Annotated in this window: 16 protein-coding genes; 12 read left to right on the top strand and 4 right to left on the bottom strand. The window is 45.2% G+C overall.

Translation table 11 applies throughout. The annotated features are described in order from the left end of the window. Window positions 1–341: 341 nt before the first annotated feature. Together AB1797_09490 and AB1797_09485 are read right to left on the bottom strand one after the other, a co-directional pair. The gene (locus AB1797_09490) at window positions 342–611 is read right to left on the bottom strand and encodes a nucleotidyltransferase domain-containing protein (GenBank protein ID MEW5767841.1); all 270 of its coding nucleotides are present in this window, start codon (window positions 609–611) and stop codon (window positions 342–344) included. A gap of 277 nt (window positions 612–888) precedes the next feature. Further along, window positions 889–1,356, bottom strand: coding sequence for an Rrf2 family transcriptional regulator (locus AB1797_09485; protein ID MEW5767840.1), 468 nt, complete (start codon window positions 1,354–1,356; stop codon window positions 889–891). A gap of 322 nt (window positions 1,357–1,678) precedes the next feature. On the opposite strand from AB1797_09485, the gene AB1797_09480 reads away from it, so the two are divergent. The 5 genes from AB1797_09480 (at window position 1,679) to AB1797_09460 (ending at window position 4,897) form a co-directional block, all read left to right on the top strand. Continuing rightward, window positions 1,679–2,113 carry an Rrf2 family transcriptional regulator gene (locus AB1797_09480; protein MEW5767839.1) on the top strand — a complete coding sequence of 145 codons (435 nt, stop codon included), beginning with the start codon at window positions 1,679–1,681 and terminating at the stop codon, window positions 2,111–2,113. An 80-nt stretch (window positions 2,114–2,193) separates the two neighbouring features. Continuing rightward, on the top strand, window positions 2,194–2,562 hold the full coding sequence (locus AB1797_09475) for a TusE/DsrC/DsvC family sulfur relay protein (protein ID MEW5767838.1): 369 nt from the start codon (window positions 2,194–2,196) through the stop codon (window positions 2,560–2,562). A gap of 110 nt (window positions 2,563–2,672) precedes the next feature. Beyond that, entirely contained in the window at window positions 2,673–3,947 is a 1,275-nt protein-coding gene (locus tag AB1797_09470) for an FAD/NAD(P)-binding oxidoreductase (GenBank protein ID MEW5767837.1), read from the top strand. A gap of 344 nt (window positions 3,948–4,291) precedes the next feature. Then, window positions 4,292–4,528, top strand: coding sequence for a TusE/DsrC/DsvC family sulfur relay protein (locus tag AB1797_09465; GenBank protein ID MEW5767836.1), 237 nt, complete (start codon window positions 4,292–4,294; stop codon window positions 4,526–4,528). Window positions 4,529–4,693: 165 nt separating this feature from the next. Then, a complete protein-coding gene (locus AB1797_09460) occupies window positions 4,694–4,897 on the top strand; it encodes a TusE/DsrC/DsvC family sulfur relay protein (protein ID MEW5767835.1) in 204 nt (67 codons plus the stop codon). A 38-nt stretch (window positions 4,898–4,935) separates the two neighbouring features. Here AB1797_09460 and AB1797_09455 read toward each other — a convergent pair whose 3' ends face one another. Next, window positions 4,936–5,688, bottom strand: coding sequence for a Fic family protein (locus AB1797_09455; GenBank protein ID MEW5767834.1), 753 nt, complete (start codon window positions 5,686–5,688; stop codon window positions 4,936–4,938). A 190-nt stretch (window positions 5,689–5,878) separates the two neighbouring features. Here AB1797_09455 and AB1797_09450 point away from each other — a divergent pair, with 190 nt between their 5' ends. From AB1797_09450 to folK, 7 genes are all read left to right on the top strand, one after another. Then, on the top strand, window positions 5,879–6,046 hold the full coding sequence (locus tag AB1797_09450) for a hypothetical protein (protein ID MEW5767833.1): 168 nt from the start codon (window positions 5,879–5,881) through the stop codon (window positions 6,044–6,046). 22 nt (window positions 6,047–6,068) lie between these two features. Continuing rightward, a complete protein-coding gene (locus tag AB1797_09445; GenBank protein MEW5767832.1) occupies window positions 6,069–6,839 on the top strand; it encodes an ABC transporter ATP-binding protein in 771 nt (256 codons plus the stop codon). 177 nt (window positions 6,840–7,016) lie between these two features. Then, complete coding sequence (ruvX, locus tag AB1797_09440; GenBank protein MEW5767831.1) at window positions 7,017–7,442, top strand: Holliday junction resolvase RuvX; 426 nt, start codon at window positions 7,017–7,019, stop codon at window positions 7,440–7,442. A 32-nt stretch (window positions 7,443–7,474) separates the two neighbouring features. Beyond that, a complete protein-coding gene (gene mltG / locus AB1797_09435; protein MEW5767830.1) occupies window positions 7,475–8,479 on the top strand; it encodes an endolytic transglycosylase MltG in 1,005 nt (334 codons plus the stop codon). Between the two features lie 22 nt (window positions 8,480–8,501). Further along, complete coding sequence (locus tag AB1797_09430) at window positions 8,502–9,671, top strand: LL-diaminopimelate aminotransferase (protein MEW5767829.1); 1,170 nt, start codon at window positions 8,502–8,504, stop codon at window positions 9,669–9,671. Window positions 9,672–9,709: 38 nt separating this feature from the next. Continuing rightward, the gene (folB, locus tag AB1797_09425; GenBank protein MEW5767828.1) at window positions 9,710–10,081 is read left to right on the top strand and encodes a dihydroneopterin aldolase; all 372 of its coding nucleotides are present in this window, start codon (window positions 9,710–9,712) and stop codon (window positions 10,079–10,081) included. Window positions 10,082–10,101: 20 nt separating this feature from the next. Next, window positions 10,102–10,599 (top strand): 2-amino-4-hydroxy-6-hydroxymethyldihydropteridine diphosphokinase, encoded by a 498-nt coding sequence (gene folK, locus AB1797_09420; GenBank protein MEW5767827.1) that lies wholly within the window; start codon window positions 10,102–10,104, stop codon window positions 10,597–10,599. On the opposite strand, the gene AB1797_09415 is transcribed toward folK, so the two are convergent. Beyond that, window positions 10,556–11,053: a DUF2284 domain-containing protein gene (locus AB1797_09415; protein ID MEW5767826.1), complete on the bottom strand. Its 498-nt coding sequence runs from the start codon at window positions 11,051–11,053 to the stop codon at window positions 10,556–10,558. The two genes, folK and AB1797_09415, sit on opposite strands and share 44 nt — an antisense overlap. Between the last annotated feature and the right edge of the window lie 164 nt (window positions 11,054–11,217).

Below are 11,217 nucleotides of genomic sequence, written 5' to 3'. Positions count from 1 at the left end.
ATTTTACATAACCACAGGTGAAACCTGCGGAAACGAAACATCTACCACAGCTCAACCCTGAAAGGGTTAAATTCTATGTGATGGATAATATTCGACCCTTGCAGGGTCGAGCGTTGCGGGTGTATTTATCTTCCGTAGCTTGCATCTACGGCTATTTAAAATTTGACGCTTTCAGCGTCAGTAGTCTACAACCTTAACCGTACAGGTCGAAAGATTGTGTAGATATGTGGCAATACCTGCATAATCAAGTTCTTCTTTCGATGGACGTAATAAACCTTTGGATAGCAGGTCGAGTGTTCGCTTCATAGATTGTTTCTCGGCGAATTTGATAATCTTCATATTCACCCATATATACGCCTCCCGTACTTGCGAACAACTCCAGCAAAAGGATTGTCAGAATCAAGGTCCACCACATCAATCGATTTTGAAAGCATCCAATCAAGCTCACCTGTTAGTTTAAAAAAATGCTCCTTCGGAATACCTTCGATACCAAGGTCTATATCATTAGATTCTTCCTCATCAGATAGACTAGATCCAAAGAGATAAACAGAATGAATATTGTATCTTTTTGCCCATTTTTGTATGGTCTTCAGGTCTTGAGGTGATATCAAGAAATTACCTCCTCGGACAGATAATTTGAACGCAATTTTTTCAGCAATTCTCGGCGAATTATAATAACAGAGCCTGCTCCTGACAGGCTCAGGAGTTCAGGATATAACCCTGCTGAGTATAACATCATTAAACTAAGATTGTCAATAGAAAATTGGGCGAGGTTTATCGTTTCGGCTATTTTTCACAGACATCTGGTAGTCTGATGTCTGGTAGTCTGGTAAGCGGAACACCAGGCCACCAAACACCAGGCCACCAGACACCCGGTAAGCAAGACCCCTAAGTAGTTACCTCTACAGTATTCTTTTGACAGAGATTATTTTCTTTCAGCTCTTTTTCCCACTTAGCTAATTCTTCCAGTGAAATTCCATCCAGCAACTGGGCTATTTGCCGGCTCACTTTTGTCCAGAGCAATTGAGTAGCACATTCTCCTGCCCGACTGCATTCTTGCGCATTCTTTTTTAAACCAACACAGGGCACAATCTCAATCGGCCCCTCAACTATTCGCACCACCTCACCGGCCTTGATTTTCGAGGACGGCCTGGATAGGCGATACCCGCCATTAGGCCCCCGTATACTCTCTACTAAGCCGGCCTTCTTTAACTTCACCATAAGTTGTTCCACATAGGGGAAAGATATACCCTGCTTCTGCGCGATGTCATTTATAGAAAGATACTCACCTTCTTCGTGAAGTGCCAGTTCCAATATGGCCCTCAGACCATATCTACCTTTGGTTGAAAGTTTCATATTTATTTACCTCCTAATCTGTTACGAACAGAGACGAGTTCCTATACTATGCCTTGCACTACGTTATAACTATATCATATATATATGAATCTGTCAAGCAACTTTAGTCCAAAATCAGTGGCCGGCTAAATACTAGGCGTCAGACTACTAACAGCGGAGGGTCCGGAAGGGGTGGACCGGAAGATACTTTTTTTCTTTTTTTGAAAAAAGTCCTTGACAGGTGCCAAAATATATGCTACATATATATGTAATTTACATATATATATTTTTTATACATAGAAATAGCTTTCAGACTTAGTGTTTGTTTAAGGAGGTTCTGGCCATGAAGATTCCAGCTAAGGTGCATTATGCCATTGTCATTATGACAGACATTGCTATGCAAGGGGAGGGGACGACTATTACCGGCAATGATATAGCCCGGCGGCAAAATATCTCTTTTTCATTTGTGGCTCAACTTCTTAATAAGTTGAAACATGCCGGGCTGCTTGAAAGTGTCAGAGGCGGAATTAGTGGCGGATATCACTTTAAAGGCTCATCCTCAGATGCGACGGTGAAGAAAGTTGTTGAGGCAATAGAACCATCCTTTTGTATTTGTCCGAGCGCCGAGATAAAAACCGGCCAGCCGGTGGATGATACGGTTCGTTCCTTTTGGAAACGGGTGGGGATAGATGTGGCCAAAAGATTTGAGGCAACCACCATTGAAGATTTGGTTAGTCAGGCCAAGGACTTGGGGTGGGATAACTCAAGTTGTATTTAGTGTAAGCGATAGGCGATGGTCATCGTTTCGGCCATCTTTCGCAGGCATCTGGGAGTTTACCAATCAAAGGAGGTTGTCTTATGGATATAGCCCTTAAAGGAAAAAGCTACAGGATTGATGACGATGGGTACTTACAAGATCCAAAGACCTGGGACAAGGAAATAGCCCATTGCATTGCCCAAAGAGAAGGGGTGGAGATGAAAGATTTCCATTGGGAAATGATTGGTTTCTTAAGAGAGTATTATGAACAATATACCGGGGTGCCGCCGGTTAAGAAATTGATGAGGGTAATGCAGCAGAGAAATGGTGAGGGGAAATGGGACAACAGATACCTTAAAGAGCTTTATCCAGCCGGACCAAGCAGGAAACTCTGCAGGATTGCCGGTCTTCCGAAGACGGCGGGTGAAATAGCCAAGGCGGCTGTGCTTGGCGGCGGGACTTTGATTTAGAGCCTATCCCAAAACCTCTCCCGTCTGACCAGAAACCAGGCTTCTTGAAGGGACCTGGTTGCTATCGAGCCGGTTTGGGGATAGGTACTTAATACGAGGAGGTAAGACTTATGAAAAAAATAGTAATCTTAGGCGCCGGAACAGGTGGAACTATAAGCGCCAATAGTCTCAGGAAAAAATTAGATAAACGGGAATGGCAAATCACCGTGATAGACAAGAACCAGATGCATTATTATCAGCCCGGCTTTCTGTTTCTTCCCTTCAGGTTCCCCGGCTACAAGGAATTACCAGATGTTTCCCGGCCGATTAACCGCTTGCTCGGCAAGGGGGTAGACTTTGTCAGCACGGAAATAATAGCAATAGATGCCCCCAAGAAAAGAGTTAAAACCAGAGCGGGCAATTTTGATTATGACTGGCTTATTAGTTCACTTGGCTGCCGGATTATACCCGACGATATAGAGGGCATGAAAGACGGGTATGAAAAAAATGTATTCGATTTCTATACCCCTGACAGCGCCATAAAGCTTCAGCGGTCCCTTGAGAGGTTTGAGAAAGGCAAGGTAGTCCTGAATGTAGCTGAAATGCCGATCAAGTGTCCGGTGGCGCCGATAGAGTTTGTCTTTCTGGCAGACTACTACTTTCATAAAAGGGGCATCCGTAACAAGGTGGAGATAGAGCTTGTTACCCCTCTGCCGGGTGCCTTTACCAAGCCAATAGCTACCAGTGTATTTAGCGAGATCGCAAAACAGAAAGGGATTAAGATCACCCCCAATTATAATCTGGGCGAGGTGCACCACGAAAAGAAAATAATAAGGTCTTATGACGGTAAAGAGATTGATTATGATTTACTGGTGGCCATTCCACCCTTCGAGGGTGCAGCGGTTATCGAGGATTCAGGGCTGGGTAATGGGGCCGGATATATCCCGACCGATAAGCACACCCTTAAGGCCTTAAACCATAAAGACATATATTCCATCGGCGATGGCACTGATCTGCCTACTTCCAAGGCCGGCTCGGTAGCCCACTTCGAATCCGAGGTGATGACAGAGAATCTTTTAAGCGAAATAAATGGAGAAGCACCCACCGCAAAATTTGATGGGCACTCCAACTGCTTTATTGAATCCGGATTTAATAAGGCCTTGCTTATTGATTTTAATTACAAAGTAGAGCCCCTCCCAGGCAAATTCCCTCTTCCTTTAATCGGCCCTTTTTCTTTGCTGAAAGAAACCAGGATAAATCATCAGGGCAAACTTGCTTTCAGGTGGGCATACTGGCATCAGATTCTGCCTGGCAAGCTGCCTGGTGAACCTCTCTTGACCAACAGATGCAGCCCCAGGGGCAAGAAGGTATCTATGCTTAAGGACTCATCGTTATTTGAAATATAGGCCTGGTTGACGATGGTCATCGTTTCGGTCACTCTAAGCCAATAGCCGGCGAGCTGCCCCTTAATCCTTGGCTCCTCCGCTTCTCGGCGCTTTCTCGCCTTACTAATTTCTCCCTTGACATCCGGTATTAAATATGCTAAAATAAAAGCTATGCTAGTACCCTGTCAGATTTGATTTGATAGGTTGGTCTCTTGTAGAAGCAATCCCCCTCACCTTACCCTCTCCCCTCAGGGGAGAGGATTAAGGTGAGGGGTAAAAAGAGGCTTTACCCACAAATACTAACTTGACAAGGCACTAGACCTTACTTGCCGGAGGATATCACGGGAAGGCGCGGAAGTGAAAATATGAGTTTTGAACTTAATCGAAAGACCTACGAGACGGATGAAAATGGCGGCCTACAAAATCCGGAGGATTGGAATGAAGAGGTGGCTAAGTATCTGGCCAGGGGGGAGGAGATTGAACTAACCTCAGAACACTGGAAGGTTATTGATATCCTCAGGCATTATTATCAGGAATACGGGTATCCCCCCCAGATGAAGGTAATAGTAAAAAAGATGGGTAACTACTCAGCCTCTATATAGTAGCCTTACCTAGCGAAACCACAACATATTGTGTTTAGGTGTTTAAAAGTTAGCTAAAATTCCTAAAAAACGGCTTTCTATGCAACCTATAAAAGGAGACGAACCACAATATATTGTGTTCTGTAAGCTTCAAAATCAATATGTGGTGGCTGAGTAGTTACAAAGATGGAAAAGAGATTTGCTTTTGAAAAAGCAAATCGTAAATACTTTTACAAACTCTTTCCCGGGGGACCATACAATCAGGCTTACAAGATTGCCGGAATCCCAATGTCTTATCTAACCAGGGGATGTGAAGCGCCACTTATCCGCTGGTATTTATGGAGCCACACCTATGGAATGGGGGAAAAGGGTATTTCTTCCCCCTTTTAATACCCTCATCCTCCCTTTCATTTTCATCGGTCAGCCTTTTACTCTAATCTTCTTACCAGCCTTAAGTAGTCCTTTAGGCTCTCATACACCATACTTGAAATAAAGTTTATCAAAGGCTGGTTATCTCCTTTATGAGCCTCTTCTAAGGCAGCTATATAGTCGTTTCTCAGCATGGGTGGTATTATGGTTATTACATAGCCTGTTTGTAATAACACTAAGTTCATTAACAATCTTGCTGTTCTTCCATTACCGTCTACAAAAGGGTGAATCTGTGCTAATTTTTTATGTAAAATAGCAGAATATTCTACGGGGTGATATTTTTTTCTAAGACGTGGCATCTCACTAATAAGCTTCTTCATCAGTCCTTTTATCTCAGCAGGGGGAGGTGGAATATAATCTGAGCCTGTTATGATAACTTTAACTTTCCTGTAAGTTCCTGCATTTTCAGGATCAATCCGAAAGTAAAAAAGCCTGTGCATACCTAAAATATCACTCTCTGTAATGGTCTTATCTTTAGCCAACTTATATAGCAAGTCATAAGCCTCACTATGCCCTATAGCCTCATAATGATCTCTTAATGACTTACCACCTATGGTTATACCGTCTTCCAGAACTATCTTGGTCTCTGTCTCAGTTAAAGAGTTACCTTCTAAGGCATTACTTGAGTAAGTCAAGCCTACTCTGTAATATTCCTTTAACTGCTTCAAGACATTAGTTGATAGGGGCCTATGGTTATCCAATTCTCTCTTTAACTCGTCTACATCTTCTATTCTCTTCTTAAGGTCTATCATAGCCTCTCCTTTGGCTGGTTTCTCCCAGAAAGCGGCCGATCAACAGTCACAAATTTTGGGTAAGAGAATTTTGTCCCATCAATTTTGCATTATAGTATATAGCCATAGTCAAGTCAAGTGAAAATCTCATAGCGCCGCAGAACCGCCACCAAACGAGGCGGGATGCTCGATACTCGATACTCGATACTGGATGCTCGATGCTCGATGCTGGATGCTCGATGCTGGATGCTCAATACTCGATGCTCGATGCTGGATGCTCGATACTCGAGGCTGGATGCTCGAGCATCGAGTATCGAGTATCGAGTATCCAGCATGGATAAAAAGTAGTTGCAAGTTTGAGTTAGCTATGATATTTTAGAGGAAGAGAAAGGATGATGGAGATGGAAGAGAACAAGGCTATTCTGAAGATAGAGAGGGTAACCAAGCTTTTTGGTGGGCTGGTGGCTCTGGAAGGGATTGATTTTTCTCTTAATCAGGGTGAAATACTGGGTCTGATCGGGCCTAACGGGGCGGGTAAGACCACCCTCTTTAACCTCATCAGCGGTATTACCAGACCGACCTCAGGCCGGGTCATCTTCTGCAATAAAGATATTACCCGCTTAAAGCCGGATCGGATTACCAAACAGGGGATCGCCCGCACCTTTCAAAATATCCGCCTTTTTCCCAACTTGTCTGTGCTGGATAATGTCAAGATAGGCCGGCATTGCCGGACATCGACCAACTTTATCGGGGCTATCCTGAGGACCAGGGCCGCCATTCGGGAGGAGAAAGAGATTACGGCTGCTGCCTCAAAGCAGATAGCCTTTGTTAAACTGGGGGAGGCCGCAGACGAATTTGCGGCTAATCTTTCCTATGGTGACCAGCGGCGTCTGGAAATCGCCCGCAGCCTGGCCACTGAACCAAAACTCCTCCTTCTCGATGAACCAGCCGCCGGCATGAATCCCCTTGAAACCACCCGTTTGATCGACCTTATCCGACGTATTCGGGATGAAGGGGTAACTATTCTTTTAATCGAACACGATATGAAAGTGATTATGGATATCTGTGATAAGATTGTGGTCCTGGATCACGGTGTCAAGATAGCGGAAGGTAAACCGGCCCAGATTCAAAAAGACCCCAAGGTGATCGAGGCCTATCTGGGAGCAGCTTAAGAAGAGAAGTAACCGTTCAGCACATGATGCTGGATGCTCGATGCTCGATCCTCGATGCTCGATCTTCGATGCTGGTAAAGGATCCAGTATCCAGGATCGAGCATCGAGCATCGAGTTTGTGCCTTAGTGGCTGAACGCTTACGAAGAGGATTACCTAAGGCAAAGGACGTAAGGAAATTGGGACGAATATTAGGACTCGACCTGGGTGGTAAACGAATTGGGGTGGCCATAAGTGATGAGTTGGGACTCATTGCTCAGGGGCTAACGGTTATCTATCGGGATAAAGAAGGCCTGGAGATTAGTGAGTTAAGGGATCTAGTGACTTCTTATCAAGTCGAAGAAATAGTCGTTGGTCTCCCTCTTAATATGGATGGGAGTCGAGGAGACGGGGCAATGTCAGCCTCAGCCTTTGCCGAACGTCTAAAATCGGAGTTGGGCTTACCGGTAAATATGTGGGACGAACGGTTGACCACGGTAAGTGCAGAGAAGGTTTTGATCGAATCGGGGTTAAGAGGAAGAAAAGGGCGTAAACGTCGGGCGGTAGTTGATAAAGTGAGTGCGGTTCTTATTCTTCAAGGTTATCTTGACGGCCATAATTGTTAGTCGCTAAGGGATCAGGAAATAAGAGGGCGCCAATGGGAAAAAACCGGTCATCAATTACAGCTAAAGTTTCAAGTCTGGTCTTTGTGGCCGTTTTTTTATTAATCCTATTATTAGTTGTTCTCTTCTGGCCTACCCTCCTTACTCCCCGCCGGCCATATATCTCCCAAACCGTCTTTATTCCCCCTGGGTCCGGGGTCAGGCAAATTGCCTCTATCCTGAAATCTTACCGGATTATTGACTATCCCCTCTACTTTACCCTAACAGCCAAACTAAAAGGTGTTGAGAACAGCCTTAAGGCAGGAGAATATAGATTTAACAACCGAATGTCTACCAAGGAGCTTCTGGATCAACTGAAGAAAGGGGAGACGATCACTTCCTCCTTTACTATCCCTGAAGGCTATAATCTTAGGGAAATTGCTGGCAGACTTCAGGACGAGGGATTTGCTTCCTCAAAAAGATTCCTCTCACTTTGTTATGACCGGGATTTCATCTCTTCTTTAGGGCTGAACGTAGAAAGCTTGGAGGGGTATCTTTTTCCTGACACCTACCAGGCCGTAAGGGGGACAAGTGAGGAAGAGATTATTAGGGCGATGTTTAATCGCTTCCAAGAAATAACCGATCCATTCCGGGGCAAGATTAAAAAGATGGACATATCCCTACACTCGATTATTATACTGGCCTCGCTCATTGAGAAAGAAGTCCAAAAGGAAGAAGAAAGGCCCCTTGTTTCAGCCGTATTTTACAATCGGCTGAAACAAGGCATGCCTCTGGAATCCTGTGCTACTGTTCTCTACGCCCTTGGTTATCATAAGTATCTTCTTACTTACGACGATTTGAAAATAAAGTCTCCTTACAATACCTATCTCCATCCTGGGCTTCCCCCGGGGCCAATCTGCAGCCCGGGCCGCACTTCTATTAAAGCTGCTTTAAATCCGGCGCCAGTCCCGTATCTCTATTTTGTGGCCCAACAGAATGGGAATCATCAGTTCTCTGAAACCTATATCCAACATCAAAGAGCCAAGAGGAAGAATAAATAAAAACATAAAGGAGGAGCGATCATTGAAGATAACACCGGCCAATAGACTAAGATGCCTTCCCCCGTATCCTTTTTTTGAGATAGACAAAGCCAGGGCAAAGGCCAGGGCGGAGGGGGTAGATATTATTGATCTGGGAATAGGTGACCCGGATAAACCTACCCCGGCTCATATAGTTAAAGCGATGGAGAAGGCTGTCCTCAAACCTGAGAACTACCAATATCCCTCTACTGAAGGTAAAATCGAATTTAGAAGGACAGTGGCTGTCTGGTGCAAGCAGCGATTTAACCTTGACCTTGATCCGGATACTCAGATCCTTTCTCTGATGGGATCAAAGGAAGGCATTGGCCATATACCTCTGGCCTTTGTTGAACCGGGTGAAGTGGTCCTGGTTCCTTCGCCTGGATACCCGGTCTATGAACCAGCCACTATTTTTGCCGGTGGTATCCCGCATTTGATGCCTATCAGAGAAGAAAACAATTTTCTGCCCGTGCTGGAAGACATCCCTGAATCGGTGTTAGAAAAGGCCAAGTTGATCTTTATAAACTATCCTAACAATCCCACCGGCGCTACAGCGCCAGCTTCCTTTTTTAAACAGGTAGTTGAAATAGCCCAGAGGTATGAAATCGTTGTTTGTCACGATGCAGCTTATTCAGAGCTTTATTCTGAAGATAATAAGCCCACCAGCCTTATGGAGGTGGACGGTGCCTTTGAAGTAGGCCTTGAGTTTCACTCTCTTTCCAAGACCTACAATATGACCGGCTGGCGGATTGGTTTTGCTATCGGCAATAAGGATTTGGTTAAAGGACTTACTAATATCAAAAGCAATTTAGATTCAGGGGTCTTTCAGGCTGTCCAGGAGGCGGCGATAGCAGCGCTAACCGGCCCTCAGGACTGTGTTGAATCGATGAGGAAACTTTATCAAGGTAGACGTAATGTCCTGGTAGAGGGGTTGCGTCAGCTTGGATGGTCAGTAGCCAACACCTCTGGGGCTTTTTATGTTTGGATTAGAGTGCCCTTTGATATTGATTCAACTACTTTTTGTGCTGATCTTTTGAAAAGGTGCGGCATAGTAGCTACGCCAGGGGTAGGTTTTGGAAGCCATGGAGAAGGCTATATTCGGATAGCCCTTACCCTGGACGAGGACCGAATAGCCGAAGCCGTAGAACGGATTAAGAGAGAACAGTGGTGGTAGAAAAAGGCAACAGGCTAATGGCTATTGGCTGATGTGATATGGACAAGATAATTATTAGCGGTATAGTCTTTTACGGCTACCACGGAACGAGTGAGGCAGAACGTGAGTTAGGTCAAAAGTTTCACCTTGACGTGGAGATCAAAGCCGATCTTTCCCTGGCTGGTCGATCAGACAGACTGGAAGATACTATTGATTATCAGAAGGTATATTGGCTGGTCAAGGAAGTGGAGAGGGATAAGAAATACCGGTTATTAGAGGCCTTGGCTGAAGATATTGCCTCGGCTATCCTGAAACAATTCCCGGTTCAGGAAGTATTGGTCAGGATTAAAAAGCCCCAGGTACCTCTGGCCGGTCTGGTAGATTATGTAGCCATAGAGATTGTTCGCCATAGTCAGCAGGAAATGACCTGATGACCAATGACTAATGCCCCATGACTGTTGACTCCTTTATATCATTTGGCTCCAATGAAGGAGACCGAGCTAAAAATATCGAACAGGCCATAGAGCGGCTTACTCATCATCCTGAGATTCAGGTAAAGAGAAAGTCCTCTCTTTACGAAACAGCGCCGGTGGGTTATCTTGATCAACCCTGGTTTTTAAACGGCGTGGTGGAAATTGAAACTGGTCTGGCCCCTTTAGAACTACTGGATACCCTCAAACTGATAGAAAAGCAGGCAGGACGTAAGGAAGAGGGGATAAGATGGGGACAACGGGTGATTGACCTGGACATCATCCTTTACAATTTCCTGGTAATAGACACTCCCAAACTGACCATCCCTCATCCACGAGCCCACCAGAGGGCCTTTGTCCTCCTGCCCCTGGCCGAACTGGCTCCAGGATTACTTTACCCTGGACTGGGTAAGACCGTCCAAGAATTGGCCTCTACTATTCTAAAAGCAGAAGCCCAAAATACTTGCCGGGCTCTTTAGTCTCTCGCAATACCTCAAGAGCCAAGCCGTTATTTCTAACCGTAGCAAAGACATCTATCCCGCAGGCCTCCATAGACGGCCGGGCTTGATATGGATGCAGGCATGGTTTGTTCGGGTCACATTCTTCACACAAGTGACAGGGACCAGCCCCCAGAGCAAAGGTGGCATAATAACCGGCCAGGAATACCTCTCTCTCTAAAGCTCCGGCCAGATAACGGACGGTAAAGGATTGAGAGGAAGAAAAAAGAATGCCTTGCTGATAAGGGGCCAGCATCTCTCTGGTCTGAGAAGGGGTAGGCGAAAAAGGCGGGCAGGTCAAACACCGATTAAAATATTCACAGCCATATTGACATTTCCATCTCACCCATTGGGCCGTGACCACACTTTGGGGTGAAATTATCTTGGCTTGCTCTGCCCCTAATTTAAGGGCTAACTGAACAAATTCTTCGGCCATATCAGTTCGACATCTTGTAAGTATTCAGCCACAAAGACACCCTCACAACCTCTTTTGTGGGTTTCATCCCTTCCTTGTCTCCAAAAGAAAACCGGCAGGCAACTTCCTAATCTCCTTAACTGTTCACTATTTACTAAACGTTTTCCGCTCTTTTGACGATATAA

Source organism: bacterium, from assembly GCA_040753085.1.
Taxonomy (GTDB): Bacteria; UBA9089; JASEGY01; order JASEGY01; family JASEGY01; genus JASEGY01.
Note: the sequence above shows the minus strand (reverse complement) of the source record. Positions and strands in the feature narration are given on the sequence as shown.

Bases quoted from the DNA above. Each gene is read 5' to 3' on its own strand.
- AB1797_09450 (MEW5767833.1), top strand. From the start codon at position 5,879: ATGCTCGATGCTCGATGCTGGATGCTCGATGCTGGATGCTCAATACTC.
- mltG (MEW5767830.1), top strand. From the start codon at position 7,475: ATGGGAAAAAACCGGTCATCAATTACAGCTAAAGTTTCAAGTCTGGTC.
- AB1797_09455 (MEW5767834.1), bottom strand. From the start codon at position 5,688: ATGATAGACCTTAAGAAGAGAATAGAAGATGTAGACGAGTTAAAGAGA.
- AB1797_09475 (MEW5767838.1), top strand. From the start codon at position 2,194: ATGGATATAGCCCTTAAAGGAAAAAGCTACAGGATTGATGACGATGGG.
- folK (MEW5767827.1), top strand. From the start codon at position 10,102: ATGACTGTTGACTCCTTTATATCATTTGGCTCCAATGAAGGAGACCGA.
- folB (MEW5767828.1), top strand. From the start codon at position 9,710: ATGGACAAGATAATTATTAGCGGTATAGTCTTTTACGGCTACCACGGA.
- AB1797_09470 (MEW5767837.1), top strand. From the start codon at position 2,673: ATGAAAAAAATAGTAATCTTAGGCGCCGGAACAGGTGGAACTATAAGC.
- AB1797_09460 (MEW5767835.1), top strand. From the start codon at position 4,694: ATGGAAAAGAGATTTGCTTTTGAAAAAGCAAATCGTAAATACTTTTAC.
- AB1797_09480 (MEW5767839.1), top strand. From the start codon at position 1,679: ATGAAGATTCCAGCTAAGGTGCATTATGCCATTGTCATTATGACAGAC.
- AB1797_09485 (MEW5767840.1), bottom strand. From the start codon at position 1,356: ATGAAACTTTCAACCAAAGGTAGATATGGTCTGAGGGCCATATTGGAA.
- AB1797_09465 (MEW5767836.1), top strand. From the start codon at position 4,292: ATGAGTTTTGAACTTAATCGAAAGACCTACGAGACGGATGAAAATGGC.
- AB1797_09415 (MEW5767826.1), bottom strand. From the start codon at position 11,053: ATGGCCGAAGAATTTGTTCAGTTAGCCCTTAAATTAGGGGCAGAGCAA.
- AB1797_09445 (MEW5767832.1), top strand. From the start codon at position 6,069: ATGGAAGAGAACAAGGCTATTCTGAAGATAGAGAGGGTAACCAAGCTT.